At 62.4% G+C, this 17,856-nt stretch carries 10 protein-coding genes, 1 tRNA gene and 1 pseudogene; 10 read left to right on the top strand and 2 right to left on the bottom strand.

The features are described from left to right. Positions 1-24 precede the first annotated feature (24 nt). The 5 genes from ACWTU9_RS00060 (at position 25) to ACWTU9_RS00040 (ending at position 5,454) form a co-directional block, all read left to right on the top strand. Entirely contained in the window at positions 25-978 is a 954-nt protein-coding gene (locus ACWTU9_RS00060) for a DMT family transporter (RefSeq protein ID WP_454589878.1), read from the top strand. A 366-nt stretch (positions 979-1,344) separates the two neighbouring features. Beyond that, positions 1,345-2,442, top strand: coding sequence for a polyamine ABC transporter substrate-binding protein (locus tag ACWTU9_RS00055; protein WP_454589877.1), 1,098 nt, complete (start codon positions 1,345-1,347; stop codon positions 2,440-2,442). Between the two features lie 82 nt (positions 2,443-2,524). After that, entirely contained in the window at positions 2,525-3,664 is a 1,140-nt protein-coding gene (locus tag ACWTU9_RS00050; protein WP_455856565.1) for an ABC transporter ATP-binding protein, read from the top strand. A gap of 9 nt (positions 3,665-3,673) precedes the next feature. Further along, entirely contained in the window at positions 3,674-4,639 is a 966-nt protein-coding gene (locus ACWTU9_RS00045; RefSeq protein WP_455856564.1) for an ABC transporter permease subunit, read from the top strand. Beyond that, on the top strand, positions 4,636-5,454 hold the full coding sequence (locus ACWTU9_RS00040; protein WP_181058541.1) for an ABC transporter permease: 819 nt from the start codon (positions 4,636-4,638) through the stop codon (positions 5,452-5,454). Before ACWTU9_RS00045 ends, ACWTU9_RS00040 begins: the two co-directional genes overlap by 4 nt. A 66-nt stretch (positions 5,455-5,520) precedes the next feature. On the opposite strand, the gene ACWTU9_RS00035 is transcribed toward ACWTU9_RS00040, so the two are convergent. Then, a complete protein-coding gene (locus ACWTU9_RS00035) occupies positions 5,521-7,374 on the bottom strand; it encodes an AsmA family protein (protein WP_455856563.1) in 1,854 nt (617 codons plus the stop codon). A 271-nt stretch (positions 7,375-7,645) separates the two neighbouring features. On the opposite strand from ACWTU9_RS00035, the gene ACWTU9_RS00030 reads away from it, so the two are divergent. After that, the gene (locus ACWTU9_RS00030; RefSeq protein WP_455856562.1) at positions 7,646-9,604 is read left to right on the top strand and encodes an acetoacetate--CoA ligase; all 1,959 of its coding nucleotides are present in this window, start codon (positions 7,646-7,648) and stop codon (positions 9,602-9,604) included. Positions 9,605-9,863: 259 nt separating this feature from the next. Here ACWTU9_RS00030 and ACWTU9_RS00025 read toward each other — a convergent pair whose 3' ends face one another. Further along, positions 9,864-13,868, bottom strand: coding sequence for a PAS domain S-box protein (locus tag ACWTU9_RS00025; protein WP_455856561.1), 4,005 nt, complete (start codon positions 13,866-13,868; stop codon positions 9,864-9,866). A gap of 299 nt (positions 13,869-14,167) precedes the next feature. On the opposite strand from ACWTU9_RS00025, the gene ACWTU9_RS00020 reads away from it, so the two are divergent. The 4 genes and pseudogenes from ACWTU9_RS00020 to ACWTU9_RS00005 form a co-directional block, all read left to right on the top strand. Continuing rightward, complete coding sequence (locus ACWTU9_RS00020) at positions 14,168-14,626, top strand: phasin (protein WP_454577444.1); 459 nt, start codon at positions 14,168-14,170, stop codon at positions 14,624-14,626. A 348-nt stretch (positions 14,627-14,974) separates the two neighbouring features. Next, a tRNA-His gene (locus ACWTU9_RS00015) sits at positions 14,975-15,051 on the top strand. Positions 15,052-15,180: 129 nt separating this feature from the next. After that, on the top strand, positions 15,181-16,542 hold the full coding sequence (locus ACWTU9_RS00010; protein WP_455856560.1) for an integrase: 1,362 nt from the start codon (positions 15,181-15,183) through the stop codon (positions 16,540-16,542). Positions 16,543-17,081: 539 nt separating this feature from the next. After that, positions 17,082-17,422 (top strand): annotated as a pseudogene (locus ACWTU9_RS00005) (Tn3 family transposase); the annotation flags it as partial. Positions 17,423-17,856 lie beyond the last annotated feature (434 nt).

Here is a 17,856-nt window from a genome sequence, read left to right as displayed (position 1 = left end):
CGAGATAGCCGACAGTCGCACCCCATGACCGATACCGCATCTTCTCCGACAACCATTTCGCAGATCGCTTCGCCACGCGACGAGCGCGTCGGCTTCCTGCTGGTCTTCCTGTCGGCGCTGATGTGGAGCTTTGGCGGCACCATCGCCCGTTTCATCGACACCGCTGACAGCTGGACGGTGGTGTTCTGGCGCTCGGTGTGGGCAGCCGCGTTCCTGATTTGCTTCATGGCCTGGCGCGACGGCTGGCGCGGCATGCTCAGATTGTTTCGCGACATGGGCCTGCCCGGCCTCGCCGTGGCGGCCTGTTTTGCCACCGCGTCGACGTGCTTCGTCGTCGCATTGGCCTACACCACTGTCGCCAACATCCTGTTGATGCAGGCCGGCGTGCCGCTGCTGGCAGCCTTGCTTGCCTGGGTGCTGTTTCGCGAACGCGTCGCCGTCGCGACCTGGGTGGCGATCGCCGCCGTCATCGCCGGCGTCGCCATCATGGTGTCGGAATCGCTCGACGGCGCCGTATCGCCGATCGGCGACGGCTTGGCACTGTTGATCGCCGTCATGTTCTCCATCGCCACCGTCATCACCCGGCGCTTCGCCCACGTGCGGATGACGCCGGCGACCTGCCTCGGCACGATGCTGGCGGCAGCGTTCGCGGCGTCGCAGGCCACGCAGTTCGCCGTGTCCAGCCACGACATGGCTTTCCTGTTTGCCTTCGGCGTCATCAATCTCGGCCTTGGCCTTGCCTTCTTCGCCACCGGCGCTCGGCTGGTCCCTGCGGCGATCGCGGCATTGCTCGGCACGTTCGAGCCGATCCTTGGCCCGATCTGGGTCTGGCTCGTCCATGGCGAAGTGCCCTCGGTGCGCACCATCATCGGCGGCGCCGTGGTGGTTGCCGCACTGCTCGTCCATATCGGGCTCGAATTCAAGCGCCAGGCCAGGCCGGCGCGGCCCGGCGTCACCGGACTGCCGTCCCCTAATTGACGCGGCCAGGCCATATTGAACGGGCTTCCCCCGCGCGGGCCATTGACAACCTTGCTACCGGGCGGGCAGGCTGGGGGCACGGCAACAACAAGACAGGCGTATCTTGCCAAGTGTCCCCGCCGGTCGGACCAAGACCGGATCACATCGTCGTATCTCTGCCCGCGCCACGGCGACAGCCTCTGACGGTGTCGGCGCGCCCGCCAGGCGGGAACACAGAGCCATCATCTGCCGCTTGTCGAACCGCCCGAATGGCGTCGGCAGTTCGCGCTTGTGGCTGTCCGGAAAGCTCAATACTCTGAAGCAAATGCCCAATCGCGCTGAGCCTGCGACGAATTGGCGAAGGAACACTCATCAAAGGAGAACAGCATGATCCGCAAAGCGCTCTGGCTTTCGGCAACCTCGGCATTTCTGACGCTTTTCACCGTCGGTGGCCATGCCGAGGACCGCGTCGTCAATGTCTTCAACTGGTCGGATTACATCGACAGCTCGATCATCGACGACTTCACCAAGGAAACCGGCATCAAGGTCGTCTACGACACCTTCGATTCCAACGAGATCCTCGAGACCAAGCTGCTTGCTGGCGGCAGCGGCTATGACGTCGTCGTGCCCAGCGGCAACTTCCTCGCGCGCCAGATCCAGGCCGGCGTGTTCCAGAAGCTCGACAAGTCGAAGCTTCCGAACATTTCCAACATGTGGGACACGGTTTCTGAGCGGACCGCCAAATACGATCCGGGCAATGAATATTCGGTCAACTACATGTGGGGCACGGTCGGCATCGGCTACAATCTCAAGAAAGTGCAGGCGGCACTCGGCACCGACAAGATCGACAGCTGGGACGTGTTCTTCAATCCCGACAGCCTGGCCAAGCTGAAGGACTGCGGCGTCTATGTGCTGGACTCGCCGGCCGACATCATCCCGGCGGCACTGAAATATCTCGGCCTCGACCCCAACAGCACCTCGCCCGACGACATCGCCAAGGCCGAGGAAACCTTGCTGAAGGTGCGGCCATATATCCGCAAATTCCATTCGTCCGAATACATCAACGCGCTCGCCAATGGCGATATCTGCCTGGCGGTCGGCTGGTCGGGTGACGTCTTCCAGGCGCGCAACCGCGCCGTCGAGGCCAAGCAGGGCGTCGAGATCGGCTATTCGGTGCCCAAGGAAGGCGCCCAGATGTGGTTCGATCAGATGGCGATCCCCGCCGATGCGCCGCATGTCGCCGAAGCGCTCGAATTCCTCAACTACATGATGAAGCCGGAAGTGATCGCCAAATCGTCGAACTATGTGCTCTACGCCAACGGCAACAAGGCTTCGCAGCAGTTCGTCGACAAGGCGCTGCTGGAGGATCCGGCGGTCTATCCGGACGCCGAAACCTTGAAAAAACTCTATACGGTCCAGCCCTACGATCCCAAGACGCAGCGTCTGATCACGCGCAGCTGGACCAAGATCGTCACCGGCCAGTAAGCAATGCGACATGGCCCCGGCAGTCACCTGCCGGGGCCATTCTTCTCTGGGGCAAGAAGCAAAAAACAGGACGGAGTGGGACATGAAATCGCTTGGCAGCATCCGCAGGGATTTCGCGCCATGGAACGACCCGAAGGCCAAGCCATATATTCAATTCGACAACGTCACCAAGAAGTTCGGTGACTTCACCGCCGTCAACAATCTGTCGCTGACCATCTTCGAGCGCGAGTTCTTCGCCCTGCTCGGCGCGTCGGGCTGCGGAAAGTCGACGCTGCTGCGGATGCTTGCCGGCTTCGAGGAGCCAACCGCCGGCCGCATCCTTCTCGACGGCCAGGACCTGCGCGGCATCCCGCCCTATCGGCGCCCCGTCAACATGATGTTCCAATCCTATGCGCTGTTCCCGCATATGACGGTGGAGAAGAACATTGCCTTCGGCCTCAAGCAGGAAGGCATGCCGGCGCCGGATATCGAAAAGCGCGTCGCCGAGATGCTGAAGCTAGTCAAGCTCGAGCAGTTCGCCAAGCGCAAGCCGCACCAATTGTCCGGCGGCCAGCGCCAGCGCGTCGCGCTCGCCCGCTCGGTTGCCAAGCGGCCGAAAGTGTTGCTGCTCGACGAGCCGCTCGGCGCGCTCGACAAGAAGCTGCGCGAGGAAACGCAGTTCGAGCTGATGGATATGCAGCAGACGCTGGGGCTCACCTTTGTCGTCGTTACCCACGACCAGGAGGAGGCCATGACCATGGCCGACCGCATCGCCATCCTTGAAAAGGGCGAGGTGATGCAGGTCGCCACGCCCGCCGAAGTCTATGAGGCGCCTAGCTCGCGCTTCGTCGCGCACTTTGTTGGCAATGTGAACATGTTCGAAGGCAAGGTCGCCGAGCGGGCGGCAAACACCACGCGTATCACCGGCGCGACAGGCGCCCAGATCGTCGTCGAAAACAGCACCGATTCAAAGGCCGGTTCCGACATCGTCTTCGCCATCAGGCCGGAGAAGATCAAGGTAACGTCGAAGAAGCCGGCGGACGCCGTCAATGCGCTGGAGGGCGAAGTCTACGACGTCGCCTATCTCGGCGACATGACCGTCTACCACGTCAGGCTGGATGACGGGCAGATCATCAGGGCAAGCGCACTCAATGCGGCGCGCGTCACCGAGGATCCGCTGACCTGGAACGACCGCGCCTGGGTCTCCTTCCGGCCCGACGCCGGCGTTGTCCTGACGCGGTAGGTGGCGGCTATGTCCAACATCGCCATCACCGACGCCGGCCCATCGACAGCGGCCAAACCATTGCTGACGCGGCTCGGCGCCGGCTTCCTCAGCCGGCTCGTCATCATCGTTCCCTATCTCTGGCTGCTGTTCTTCTTCCTCATCCCGTTCATCATCGTCTTCAAGATTTCGCTGTCGCAGTCGGAGATCGCCATGCCGCCCTACACGCCGGTGCTCGACTTCACGGACGGCATTTCCGGTTTCTTCGCCGGCTTCCACGAACTCAGCTTCGACAATTATGTCTGGCTGACGCAGGACGCGCTTTACTTCAAAGCCTACGTGACCAGCGTCATTATCGCGGCGATCTCGACGGTCCTGACCTTGATCGTCGGCTTCCCCATCGCCTACGGCATGGCGCGCGCGCCGGCGACGATCCGCCCGACCTTGCTGATGCTGGTGATCCTGCCGTTCTGGACCTCGTTCCTGATCCGCGTCTATGCCTGGATCGGCATCCTCAAGCCCGAGGGGCTGCTCAATCAGCTGCTGCTGTCGCTGCACATCATCAATCAGCCGCTGATTATCCTCAACACCTACACGGCGATCTTCATCGGCATCGTCTATTCCTACCTGCCATTCATGGTGCTGCCGCTCTATTCGTCGCTGGAAAAGATGGATTATTCGCTGATCGAGGCGGCCAAGGATCTTGGCTGCCCACCGACCGCCGCCTTCTGGAAGATCACCTTCCCGCTGTCGCTGCCAGGCGTCATTGCCGGCTGCCTGCTGGTGTTCATCCCGGCGGTCGGCGAGTTCGTCATTCCCGACCTGCTCGGCGGCTCGCAGACGCTGATGATCGGCAAGACCTTGTGGAACGAGTTTTTCGCCAACCGTGACTGGCCAGTGTCGTCAGCCGTCGCCGTTATCCTGCTGCTGCTCTTGATCGTGCCGATCATGCTCTTCCAGCAGGCCCAGGCACGCGCCCAGGAGCAGGACAAATGAACGCCACCTGGAGCCGCTTCAACGTCACCTCGGTCGTGCTGGGCTTTGCCTTCCTCTATCTGCCGATCGTGTTGCTCGTCGTCTTCTCGTTCAATGAATCCAAGCTGGTCACCGTCTGGGGTGGCTTCTCGACCAAATGGTATGTCTCGCTGTTCCACAATCAGGGCCTGATGGACGCCACCTGGGTGACCGCGCGTGTCGGTGTCATTTCGGCGACGGTAGCGACCGTGCTCGGCACGCTGGCGGCCCTCACCTTGACCCGCTACACCCGCTTCCGCGGTCGCATCCTGTTTTCCGGCATGGTGTTTGCGCCGCTGGTCATGCCGGAAGTCATCACCGGCCTGTCGCTGCTTTTGCTCTTCGTTGCCGTCGGTCTCGACCGCGGCTTCCTCACCGTGACGCTTGCCCACATCACGCTGACCATGTGCTTCGTTGCCGTCGTCGTGCAGTCGCGCCTGGTCTCTTTCGACCGGTCGCTGGAAGAAGCCGCGATGGATCTCGGCGCAACGCCGGTGAAGACCTTCTTCCAGATCACGCTGCCGGTCATCATGCCGGCCATCGTGTCCGGCTGGATGCTGGCCTTTACGCTGTCGCTCGACGATCTGGTCATCGCCAGTTTCACCTCTGGCCCCGGCGCCACCACGCTGCCGATGAAGATCTACAGCCAGGTTCGTCTCGGCGTGACGCCGGAAATCAATGCCGCCTGCACCATCCTGATCGCCGTCGTGGCGGTAGGCGTCATCATCGCCTCGGTCGCCAACAAGCGGCGCGAGGTGCAGCGTCAGCTCGACGAGCAGGCCGCGCAGCGCGGTTGATCCAGAGCAATTCCGTTCGGAGTTGCGTCAAACAAACAGAGCACGGCAGCCCAGGGGAGGGGCTGTCTATTCGCCTGAAATGCCGCGGCTGATCGGCGAGATGAACGGCGTGCTCCAGGTGCCGCCGACGAAGAAGGACGACTGGTTGGGCCCCTGCTGGCCATTGGCGGGTGCTGCCGCCGGATCGGCCTGGGTAACGCCGCCCGACAGAGCCAGCCCGCGTCCGCCATAGGACGCGATGCCGGACAGCCAGATCTTGTATTTCGCCGAATTTGCCTCGGCCTTGTCCAGCCGCGCCACGCCCTTCGAGATGGTGGCCTTGAGCTCGGCGCCGTCGATAGGCAGCTTCCCGTCCGAGACATCGTCGAGCGCGAAGAAGCCGCCCTGTTCGGTGTGCTTCAGAAACGCCGGCAAATTGAGCCCGCTCAGCGCGCCCGGCCCGAACGTAGCCGAGACCGAGCCGTCGGCGTTCTCGAAGATCGAGTCCCAGGATTTGCCAGGCCCTTTGAGAATGACCGAGACCGTGCCGGTGCTGGCCGGCACCAGCCGTGTCATTCCGGCCGCGCTGCCAAAAGCGCCGCCGTCTATATCGGAGGCGAGCAGCCGCATCTCGACCTGCGAACCCTCTGGCTTGCGGTCGAAACGCAGGCTGCCCTGGATGTTGCCACCAAAGGCCGACGCATCGGAGATATCGAAGACGGCAAGACCGTTCTTGACCTGCGCGGTGGCGGCGACGTCAGCGAGCTGGATCGCGCCGGCCGAGGCATGCGCCGCCGATAGCCTCAGATCGAGATTTACGCGGTCGGCAAAGCTGGTGTCGATCTCGCCGGGCCCCGTTTCGCCGGTCGGCGCCAGCGGCGTGAAGGCCGAGAACAGCGACCTGAGATCGAGCGTGTCGAAGGCGAGCGTGCCCGACATCACCGGCAGGGCGTCGCCGAACGAGAAGTCCAGCGCACCCATTCCCGGGTTGTTGTCGAGCGCAACCGCGGTGTTTTCGAATTTCACGCGGCCGGAGGTCGCCGTGATCTTGCTCGAAATCGAGACGGAACCGATCGCGGTACCAGGGGCAATTCCAGCCTGCAACCACTCCAGCACGCGCCTGAGCGAGGGCGCGGCGAATTTCGCCTGGCCGTCGAAATAGGCGTTTTGCGACATGCCGGCCGTGCCGTCGAACGAGAAGCTGGCCGGCGCAGCCTTGAACGAAAAGGTGATTGGCGCAGCACCGCCGGCAAACAAAACCAGCGGCTTGGCGGAAGACGCATCGACGGTGACACTCTCGCCGCGCCAGATGCCTGTCGCCGATAAGGTCGCGTTGCTGTTCATCGCCGCCCAGTTCGCCTGGCCGGACAGGCTTGTCAGCAATTCGACGTCCTTGCCGCCGATGGAGGCGACCATGCGGCCGTCCCTGAACTCCACCGTACCGAACGGATCGGTCGGCAGCTTGGTCAGATCGGGCTTGGACGGGTCCGCACCGACTACGCCGCGCGCCGTGTCGATGGAGCGCGTGATGCGCCCTCCCGTCGGTACGGCGGGCAGAAACATGCCGTTTGCCGTGCGCTGAACCCGGATCGTCGGCCGCACTAGCCGCGCCGTCGAAAACACCACATCGCCCTGCAGCGCCGGCATGGCTGAAAGCTCGACCTCGACCCGTTCGGCTTCGATCACTGGCGGCGCGTCGGTCTCTGTCCACTGAGACAGCGTGACGTCGCTCAAAATGGCGCGGAACTTCGGCCACACCTCGATGCGCGGCGAACCGTCAATGGTGACCCTGAAACCGCTCCACGCGCTCATCTCCCAGGCGATGCGGTCGCGCACGATCCGGGTCGAGGCAATCAGCGGCAGAGCGGCGACGACCAGCGCGACGACGAGCACGGCAACGCCGATCGCCCATATTCCGCGCCGGATCAAAGGTGATGGCATATCGCCCCGTATGCTTTCATTCCGCCAAAAATCGTCCGACGGGTGTAACCCAGCGCTGACGCATTTCAAGTCTTTATGGCTCGGCGATGGCAATTGCGCACATCTGACCGAGTTTAGCTGAACAAAATCTTGCTCTGCCGCAGGGCGATAGGCATAAGCGATGCAGCTTCAGCTGCTACGAGGCGCGGCGTTTTTGGGACAGCGGCGCCTGTAAAGCTGGGGCTAAAGCATATCAGTCTTGCGACGCGACGGGCTTCAAGGAGGATCGATCATGGCTGCCGAAGCACCGCTCTGGACCCCGACGCAAGACCAGATTGATGCAGCACCGCTGACCGCCTTCATGAAGGCGGCGTCAGCCAAAGCCGGCACATCCTTCGCCTCCTACGCCGAATTGCACCGCTGGTCGGTCGAGGATCGCGAAGGTTTCTGGAGCCTCGTCTGGGATTTCTGTGGCATCGTTGGCGACAAGGGAGAACGGCTGCTGGCCGACGGCGACAAGATGCCCGGCGCCACCTTCTTCCCCGATGCGACGCTGAATTTCGCCGAGAATCTGCTGAAAAAGACCAGTTCAGGTGACGCCATCGTCTTTCGCGGCGAGGACAAGATCGAGCGGCGGCTGTCGTGGAACGAACTGCACCAGCTGACCTCGCGCTTGCAGCAGCTTTTCCTGTCGCTCAAGGTGAAGAAAGGCGACCGCATCGCGGCGATGATGCCCAATATGCCGGAGACCGTTGCCGCCATGCTGGCGGCTGCCTCGATCGGCGCAGTCTGGTCGTCCTGCTCTCCTGATTTTGGCGAACAGGGCGTGCTTGACCGTTTCGGCCAGATCGAACCGGTCATCTTCATCGCGCCGGACGGCTACTGGTACAATGGCAAGGCAATCGAGGTCGCCGACAAGATTGCTGCCGTTGCCGGGAAACTCGAAACCGTCAGCAAGGTGCTGATCGTCGATTATCTCGGCACGTCGCGCGACATCGCAGGGATCATCGACAAGGCCGTTGCGCTCGAAGAGGCGCTGTCACCTTTCGTTGCCAAGCCTGTCACCTTCGAGCGGCTGCCGTTCTCTCATCCCCTGTATATCCTGTTTTCGTCAGGCACCACCGGCATCCCCAAATGCATCGTCCATTCGGCCGGCGGAACGCTGATCCAGCATGTCAAGGAACACCGGCTGCATGCCGGATTGCTCGAAGGCGACCGCTTCTTCTACTTCACCACCTGCGGCTGGATGATGTGGAACTGGCTGGTGTCGGGCCTGGCTTCGGGAACGACGCTGCTGCTTTATGACGGCTCGCCCTTTTACCCCGACGGCAATGTGCTCTTCACCTTGGCCGATGCCGAGAAGATGACTTTCCTCGGCACCTCGGCAAAATTCATCGATTCAGTGCGCAAGGCCGGGCTGAAGCCGATCCGCAGCCACGATCTGTCGAGCGTACGGGCGATTTCCTCCACCGGCTCGCCGCTATCGCCTGAGGATTTCCGCTTTGTCTATGAGGGCATCAAGAGCGACGTCCATCTGGTCTCGGTCTCGGGCGGCACCGACATCGTCTCCTGCTTCGTGCTCGGCGTGCCGACGCAAGCTGTCTGGACCGGCGAGATCCAAGGGCCCGGCCTCGGCCTTGCCGTCGATGTCTGGGATGATGACGGCAGGCCGATCCGCGGTGAGAAGGGCGAACTGGTCTGCACCAAGGCGTTTCCGTCGATGCCGATCGGCTTCTGGAACGATCCCGAGGGCAAGAAATACCAGGCGGCCTATTTCGAGCGCTTCGACAATGTCTGGTGCCATGGCGACTTCGCCGAATGGACGGCGCATGGCGGCATGATCATCCATGGTCGCTCCGACGCGACGCTCAATCCGGGCGGCGTGCGCATCGGCACGGCGGAGATATACAACCAGGTCGAGCAGATGCCGGAAATCCTGGAAGCGCTGTGCATCGGCCAGGATTTCGACAATGACGTACGCGTCGTGCTGTTCGTGCGGCTGGCCGCCGGCGTGACGCTGGACGAGGACCTGGAAAAGCGTATCCGGGCCAAAATCCGCACCGGCGCTAGCCCGCGTCACGTGCCGGCAAAAATCGTTGCCGTCACCGACATTCCGCGCACCAAATCCGGCAAGATCACCGAGCTTGCGGTCCGCGACGTCGTGCACGGTCGCGCCATCAAGAACAAGGAAGCGCTGGCCAATCCGGAAGCGCTGGAGTTGTTCAAGGATTTACCGCAGCTGGCGGAGTGACCGCTGCCGCTATGGTTAACGAGATATGTCGGTCGAATTTACCTAGATTTCACGAGTGGTACACATTCGTAAATTTTTTGGGCGGCCGGTAAGGAGTTGTTAAGGCCCGGCGTCGATAGTCGCACGTAACTTGAGGGAGAAATCCCGTTCCTCGTCCCCTGAGGACCAGATTCGCTCAAGCCCCCGTTGTGACAGCAAAATCCCTTTAAGGCGTCCTGTTGGACGCCTTTTCTTTGTCCCGATTCAGGATGGAGCGACCCTATTCGGCCAGCACCCGCGTCGACGGGAAGGCCACCTCGACCAGTGTGCCTTCGCCCGGCGTCGAGGTGATGGTGAAGCGTGCGCGGTTGGCCTCCACCATCGCCTTGGTCAGCGGCAAGCCGAGACCTGTGCCGTCACCGCGTCCGCGCTTCAGCGCGTTGATCTGCTTGAACGGCTTCAGCGCCTGCTCGATCTCGGCATGGCTCATGCCGATGCCGGTGTCGCGCACCCGCATGACGACATCGCCGGAGGTTTCATAGGCGGTCGACACGATCACCTGGCCGCCGGCCTGCGTATAGCGGATGGCGTTGGACAGGATGTTGAGCGCGATCTGGCGCACGCTTCTGAGGTCGGCGACCACTTCCGGCAGACGCGAAGCGAAGCTGGAGCGGATGATGACACGTTCGCGATTGGCCTGCGGCTGCATCATCGCCACCGTCTCGGCCAGCGTATCGTTGAGCGACACCGCCTCGTAGTCCATCTCTTGCTGGCCGGCCTCGATCTTCGAGATGTCGAGCAAATCGTTGACGAGATCGAGCACGTGGTTGCCCGAGCGGTTGATGTCGCGCAGGTAGTCGCGGTAGCGGTCATTGGCGACCGGGCCGAACTTCTCGTCCACCATCAGCTCGGAAAAACCGATAATGGCGTTGAGCGGGGTGCGGATCTCGTGGCTGATGCGGGCGAGGAAATCTGTCTTCTGCGAGGAGGCACGCTCGGCCACGGCTCGCGCCTGGGTCAGATCCTCCTCGGCCCGCTTCCACTGCGTGATGTCGCGCACCACGGCGCAGAAGCCGCTGTCGTTGGGCAGCCGGCCAATGGTCATGAACAGCGGGATGAAGCGCCCTTGTGCCTCCCGCCCGATCACCTCACGGCCGTCATTCATCACGCTCGCCACGCCGGGTTCGGACAGGCCGTTGAGATAGTCGCGCGCCGCGCGCTGGCTTTCGATGGCAAACAGCGAGGCGAACGGCTTGCCGGTCACCTCGTCGCTGTCGAAGCCGAACAGCGCCTCGGCCGGCCGGCTGATCGAGCGGATGTCGCCGTCGCGGCCGATCAGCACCACGCCATCGGTCGCGGTGTCGATGATGGTGCGCATTTCGGCGATGCGCGATTTGAGCTCGGAAACGTCGGGCTGCGTGTGTTCCTCGCCTGCCATAGGCGCGACCATCGGCGCCTCGTCCTCGCCGGTGCGCCGCACCACCAGCATCAGCGCCTTGCCGGCCCGCCACGGCACCGAACGCAAAATGGCCTCGATCGGAAATTCCTGGCCCTCGCGCGTCTTCAGCCGCAGCGCGTGGTCGCTTTCATCGGCCGCCTCGGAGTAAGGGTCGGCAAACAGGGCGCCGAGGCCGCCGGCGTCGCTCAAGTCCTCAAGCGTGTCATAACCGGTCAGGCCGAGGAATTCCTCATTGGCGTAGTGAAGCTCGTCGCCCGAATGGATAAGCAACGGCACCGGCAGCTTGCCGAGGATCGACGTGTCCGGCGCTTTGTGTTCGTCTCCGGCCGAAAATGCTGAAGGCACGAACCCCTCAAGTTTCAGCGGTGGCACCTTCAGGCGCGGCGGTTCTGCCGGCGCTGGGCCCGCATCGCCGGCCTTGCCCCCGTCCTCCGCAGCCGAACCGGTCGTCTCGTCGGCCGAGGCCCAATCCTCATTGTCCTCGGCATCGCGGAAATCGGCCGACGTCATGCTGTCGTCTTCACCGGCATCGGCCGGCGTCTCGGCAACAGCCGGCTGTGGCTCTACGGCTTGGACGATCTCCTGAGCTTTCGTCCCATCCGGTTCGGAAACCGGCGCCGGTTCACCGTTGGAAGACGTCGCTTCGGGACTTTCTCCGGTGACGGAGCCTGGTTCGGGATCGGCATAGTCGAGCAGCGAGCGCGAGACTATCGGCGCCTTCGGCTTGCGTGCTTCGCTGCCCGCAATGACGTCGCCCAGCCGCGCGCCGTCGAGCCGCGCCAGATCCTTTTGGTCCTCGGCATCGCTTTCCGGCGGCTCGGCCTCAGCCGTTTCGCTTTCGGTTGCGGTTGCCGATGGTTCAGCCGCGGCGGCCGGGGCGGCTTCGTCCGGGCTGGAGGCCTCGGCGGGTTGCTGGGCTGGCGCGGCCGTTTCAGCCTGGTCCACCTCGACATGATCCGGCTTGGGCTGATCTGCCATGGCGTGGTCCGGCCCGGCCTGGTTCGGCGCGACCTGACCTGGCTTGGCAGGTTCGGCCTGCTTGGTGGTCTCCGGCTGTTCCGGCGGGGGATTGTCCTTCTTCAGCCGCTCGCCGATCTCGCGGAAAGCGCTGCGCTCCAGCGTCGACAGCCCCTTATCATTGGCGGGCTGCCGATGCTCAGCCAGCCGGATGACCTTGTCGGCAAAACGCCGTTCCTGCTTCGGCACGATGGTCAGTGCGGGCACTTCGCCCTCGAACGGATCGGCCGCCTTGGGAGCTTCCGCCACGGTCTCTTCCGGGGCTGGCCCGGCTGCTGCCGGTGGCGCGCCATTGGGTACCAACGCCATGCCGAGCGCTTCCGGGTCGACCACGGCATCGCTGGCGCGGGCGACGCCGAAACCGCGAAACCCTTCGAAGGCACGGCTGCGGCCGTAGACGGGGAGTGCGGCCAGATCGACCGGGATCTTCAGGTCGGTGCCGGCAACCGGCCACAGCACCGAGCGGCCCGACCAGGTGTCGCGCCGTTCGAGCAGGCTGGCGATCTCGCCCGAGGCATCGAGGCCGAACGTCGTTGCAACGTCCTTGAAGCGGCGGCCGATCACATCGGCGGCGGGCTTGCCGACAATGTCGGCGAATTCTGGCGACAGCGCGCTGAATTTGCCGTCAGCGTCGGTGCGCCATACGAAACGCAGCGGCGGCGCCGAACGGTCGATCTCGCGGGCGGCAGGAGGCTCGGTCGTTGGGGCCGCGTTAGCGGGCAGGGCGGACGAGGCGGCAGCAGCGCTGTCTGTCTGCGCATTCTCGGCCGGGACCACCGATTCCGCCCCGGCTTGTCCAGGGCTGTCCGGCTCGCTTGCCTGCGGCTCTTCGCGGGCATGGAAGTACCAATGATCATGTTGCGCTGGCGCGCTGTCATTGGCCGCCTTCTCGCGGCCGGTCGTCTGCTCGCGATCGTCTGCCTTTGTACCGGTTGACGTCGAAGCATCATGTTCGGTCGCAGCCGGAACTGTCTCCACCACGTCCGGCGCGGCTGTGACTGATGCGACCTGATTCCCGCTTGCTGTGGGTTGGTCAGCTACCGCATCCGCCGTGACTGCGTCCGCTGGGGCGGCTTGCGTCGGGCCCGCGTCCTGCCGCGCTGCAACAGGCTCGGCATCCAGTTCACCGACGGGATTTTCCTCACCGAGCTGATCCTCGTCGATGACCACCAACAAATGCCTGGTATCGGTCAGGCGGGCGAAGCCGGCCGGATAGGAATTGGTGCCGCCGGGGACCAGCCGCTTGACGATGCGGTCGTCCTGGCTCGCCACGTCGGCGACAAGGGCAGCCAGCGTCTCGGGCCGGATGGCGAGCGCGGCAAAACCATCCGAAGCCGCCTCGACCGTGCCGGCGGCGTCGACGAAGGCGATGAAATGGCCGTCTTCGGTAAAGCCGCTGATGGCGCGGGCCGCAATCTCGGCGGCATTGCGCGAGCCGGTCTGCGCCGCCGGCACCGCCAGCATGATAGCGCTTTCGCCGTCCGGCATCGTCACCGCGCTGGCCAGGAAGCCGGCGGCGCGGCTGGTCATGCCGGTTGCCAGCCGCACCGTGATGGCGCGGTCGCTGCCGATCTTCGGGAAGCCGGCGGTCGCCATGATCTGCCGCCTGGCGATCAGGGGCAGCTGCGCCGAAGCGCCGATGATGGTTTCGATATCAGGATAGCCGAACACCGCCGCGCCCGGTCCGTTGGCCCAGATCACCTGTTCGAGGTCAGCCGACAGGATTGCGATCGCGTCGCCGGCGGCAAAGCGCTGGCGGACCGCGTCGAGCACGGCGACATCGAGGAAAGAGTAGTTCTCGGAAGGCATGCGCTTGGCGGACCCTTTCGGTAAAACCTCTTGGCGAACCTACAAGGCGGGCAATTTGCAGTTAACGCTTTATTAATAAAAGCCCGCGCGGCGAAGGTCCACAAGCCATGGCGGAAAGCAGATGGAATCTCTGGCCTCTTGGTTAACGGCCCTTGGGTAATGCCTGGGGGTAACGTATGGGAAGAAATTTATGGTGCACTGCAACAAAGATGTTGCATCGCACAAAAAAACCGCTATATTGCCATCATACATGAACGAGACGGCTTTTTGTCAAAGCCGCTACCCCGAAAGGATGGATAATGACCAAGGCCAAGACCGCTGAGACCATCGAAAACGTTGAATTCCCGAGCTTCGACGCCTCCAAGGCGACCGACCAGATCCGCGCTTTCGCCGAAAAGGGCGTTGAGCAGTCGAAGGAAGCCTACACCAAGCTGAAGACCGGCGCCGAAGAGACCCAGAAAGTTCTGGAATCGACCTTCGAGACCGCCAAGGCCGTTTCCAGCGACCTGTCGCTCAAGACGATCGCTGCTCTGCGCGCCAATGCCGAAGCCGGCTTCTCGCACCTCGAAGCCTTGATCGGCGCCAAGTCGCTGTCGGAAGTCGTCGAGCTGCAGACCGCCTTCCTTCGCAAGCGCGTCGAGACCACCGTCGAGCAGGCCAAAGACTTCCAGGCCGTTGCTTCCAAGGCTGCCGAAGACGTCTCCAAGCCGGTCAAGACCGCTTTCGAGAAGGCCCTGAAGGACATCAAGGCCGCCTAATAATTGCGCACAACTCTACGATGCATCAAAACGTCGCATTTCGTCAGACAAATAGATGTGCGATAGAGTTGTTCAGTGAATACCCGGCGAGTGGAACCTCCTCCCTCTGCTCGCCGGGGTGACCAGCCAGCACCTCCTCCCGCTGGCTCGTAACAGGAAAAGGCCGGCACCTCCTCCCGCCGGCCTTTTCTTTTGCCCGCTGAAAAGCGGTGCCCGTTCGAGGAACCGGGCTTTGCCTTATCAAAGGCCTTGAATTAGACTCTGATAGACCGTATTGGACGCATCGCCGAACGACAGAGCGGATCTCGGAGAATGACTTTTTCACCACGATCTGGCTCAGGCGAATGTGCCGTTGTAGCTCAGATGGTTAGAGCGCCGGATTGTGGATCCGGAGGTCGCTGGTTCGATCCCAGCCAACGGTACCATAGGCTTTTCCCATAAAGCATTGGATTTATTATAGAATTTTCGTCCGCAAACGATGAACCTTGCGACTGTCTCGTACTTTGTGTTACCTATTGTGTTACTTATTGTGATACAAATGGTGTATCAGAGGTATGGGAAGACGACGCGAAGAGCATGATCCTGACCGCTTCCTGCAACTGAGGGGGGATCATTTCCACTACTACCGCAGGGTGCCCAGAGAGGTCAGGGATCTCGACGAGCGTGGCGTGTTCGTTCGCCGCTCCCTCGACACTACTGACCGTATAAAGGCGCGCACCGCCAGAGATCTCCACGAGGCTGCTGACAATGCCTTGTGGGCGTCGTTGATGCTGGGCGAAAATCCACAGGCGGCGCGTATCCGATACCGCCAAGCCATCAAGCGCGCAGAGTCTCTGGGATTCGTCTATCGACCGCTCGCCGAGATCCTGGTCGCCGAGCCCCTCGATACGATCCTGCAGCGGGTAGAGAGCACAATAGGCGAGCCTGCCAAATCACCATCTGTCGATGCGGTCGGCGGCGCGGTCGCCCGCCCCGACGACAAGATATCGGAAGCGCTGAAGCTATACTTCAACGAGATTGCCCGCGACGAAATCCGCACAAAAAGCCCTGACCAGAAGAAGCGCTGGAAGGCAAAGCGCGAAATGAGCGTCGATGTCTTCATCGGCCTGGTCGCCGACAAGCCAATGAGCGAGATCACGCGCGACGACGCGCGAGCGGTGCATAAATATTGGCTAGACCGTGTAGCGCCTGACAAAGGGCGACCGGACCGTTCAGCGTCGACAGGCAACCGAAACATGGGCAACCTTCGAACCCTCTACGCCGACTACTTTCGCCATCTCGGTTTCCCCGAACAGAAGAACCCGTTCGCCGATCTGTCATTCGCCGACAAGTCGAAACGCAGTCGACCGCCATTCCCGACCGATTGGATTCGCGACAAGATATTTGCGCCTGGCGCGCTTGCGGCACTCAATGATGAGGCGCGGGGAATCGTGCTTGCCTTCGCTGAGACAGGAGCCCGGCCGAGCGAACTGGCGAACCTGCATGCCGGTGTCATTCATGTTGACCACGAGGTGCCGCACATTTCAGTCGAGCCGCGCGACGATCCCGACGATCCACGAGAGATCAAGACCGCCTCGTCGGTGCGCAAGGTGCCGCTGGTCGGCGTGGCGCTTGAGGTGTTCAAAAAGCATCCCAAGGGCTTCCCACGGTACAAGGATCGCGAGGCGTCGCTGTCAGCCCTGCTCAACAAGCACTTCAAGAGCTACAATTTGTTCCCGACTGACAATCACACCGTCTATTCACTGCGCCATTCATTCGAAGACCGCATGAAGAACGGTAGGCTGGACGAGGAGCTTCGGCGCATGCTGATGGGCCACACGATAGACCGTCCGAAATACGGCGAGGGCGGCGACATGAAGATGTGGCAAGAGGAACTTATGAAGATCGTGTTGCCGTTCGATCCTGGGATCGTATGACGCGCTGACGCACTGCGACGAGGCGTTCTTCCTTCGCTCGGTGATCTTGCAGAGCGCGTTCCAAGTGCTCGTAGAGCGGGAGCCATGCCTCACCATGGTCGCCTCGTGCCACGATGATCTCCGCGACGCGGTCGAGCGCTCGTTCAATCCGCTGTGCCGTGACTGGTCGAGGCGTGGGCGAGTATCGCCTCACGGCTTCGCCTTTCTGTAAGGCCATGAATGCAACATGCCTTACACGTAGGCGGACTCTCCTGGTGCAGTGAAGGCCTGCGTTCGGCTCGGGCTGTAATCTGCGGCTGCGACCTGAAAATGGGAAACACTCTCTGCTCGTCGGGGGTTGGTAGCGGGAGACAGCTACAAGTGTTCCCCACATCTTGAACCAGTTCCCTTTGCATATCGAGTGGCTTCATACCAAATGCACCCGCCTCGGAGAGGCAAGGTTTGACGCATTGCGGACTATCGACACGCCTGCGGGATCCACGCCGCGTGAAATTGCCTCAAAGCCGCCGCAAGCAGGTTGACCAATTCTATTCCACATAATCATCGAGTGGATCCTCGATACCGTTATGCAGCGCCGCGCCCAGATTGGCCTCAACAAGGGCAAAGCCCACCATGCCCTCAAGAGTGCCCTGCGCATCGGCCGTCAAGGTGAAATCCGTGATCGAACCACCGAGGGGCAGCATTACCGGATCGCAGGGCTGAATCTGCTGACGGCGATCATCATCTCTGGAATACCGTCCACCTCGGCCACGCCGTCGCCGAACGGCGAAACGAAGGCCTCGATGTGCCACCCGAACTTCTAGCCCACATCTCTGCTCTGGGCTGGGCGCACATCCTGCTGACCGGCGAATATCTTTGGCCTTCGGGAGCAAACGCCTAGAGTGTCATTCCGCCCCAGCCGGAACCGACCTCTATGTGTTCCATGGCTGGTGGGCGGCGCTCGCCGAAGCCGGTCGATCTTCGTGACGCGGCCTAAAGCCAACATGGGGATGGCGCTGGTGTGCAATCGCCCCATATGCGCTGCTGCGCATCGTCGCGCGCACCCGCCGCGTCTCCATTCCAATCTTGAGGTTCACAGAACTGGTTGCCCAATAATGTTCGGGCGGCGAAGCACGCCATCGACAAGCCGCCGCCGGTCAATCCAAGCCGACCAAGGGACCAGTCCTTCCCCAGTCAGACGGCTTTCTGGTGTGCGATCACTGATCGCTCTGATCGGTCGCCCGTGCCTGAGTCCCGCGCTTGTCATGCGATGCACTCGCACGCGGATTGTAGCATATCCCCTTTGCATGCCAGCCTCCGGGAACACGCAGCTAG

It is taken from the genome of Mesorhizobium sp. 128a, from assembly GCF_053848025.1.
The sequence above is the reverse complement of the archived record's forward strand: the minus strand, read 5'-3'. Positions and strand labels throughout refer to the sequence as shown.